At 62.5% G+C, this 759-nt stretch carries 1 pseudogene; it reads right to left on the bottom strand.

Features of this window, described 5'->3' with window-relative positions:
- A pseudogene (locus tag EOC06_RS38115) lies at nucleotides 1–744 on the bottom strand (adenylate/guanylate cyclase domain-containing protein); the annotation flags it as partial.
- Between the last annotated feature and the right edge of the window lie 15 nt (nucleotides 745–759).

Raw genomic sequence — 759 nt, forward strand, 5'->3', positions numbered from 1 at the left:
CTCCGACAGCGTGGTGAAGCCGGCGATGTCGGTGAACATGACGGTGACGACCGCTTCGCGCGGTTCGGCGATGCCGATCTCTCCGGTGCGCACCAGCTTGGCCACCAGCGAGCGCGGAATATAGGTCGAGAATGCACGCAGACCGATCAGCATGGCATTGAAGGCCGAAGCCTGGTTGTCCAACTCCAGCACCCTGCTGCGCGGCAGGGGGGTCACGCCGTCGAGATCGAAATCGGCGACGCGCGTGGCCTGGCCGGCAATCGCCTGGATCCGGCGCGACAGGCGCTTGCCGAGAAGAATCGCGACGATGACCGCCACCGCCATCGCGAAAAGTCCAAGCATGGCCGATCCCATGACGCGCTCGATTTCGTCACCGATCTGACTGGTCTTGAAATATGCGCCGAGCGTCCAGGGCCGGTCGCCATAGCCGGTGATCTCACGGGTAATAGCGACGTAAGTGTTCTCTCCGTCCCATGACGTCGAACCGTCCTTGTCGTCAAGCTGGATTTCGGCAACCTCGATATCGCGGGTACGCTGCGTGCTGAACTCCGCTTCCGGTTTGCGCGCCTCATATCCGGCGAGAACCGGATCGCCGAAATTGGCGAGCGGCGTCAGCGGCAGGATGCCGTTCTTCAGCGCATCCGGGGAAGCCAGCCGCTGGTCCGCCAGGATGGATCCGTCGCCATCCAGAATGAAGGCATGCGTGCCGAAGCGCGACGACAGTTCCTGCGTGATTTTGGACAAGTTCTGCAGTTCCAC

Origin of the sequence: Mesorhizobium sp. M7A.F.Ca.MR.362.00.0.0 (assembly GCF_004023175.1) — a bacterium.
In the GTDB taxonomy this organism is placed as follows: domain Bacteria; phylum Pseudomonadota; class Alphaproteobacteria; order Rhizobiales; family Rhizobiaceae; genus Mesorhizobium.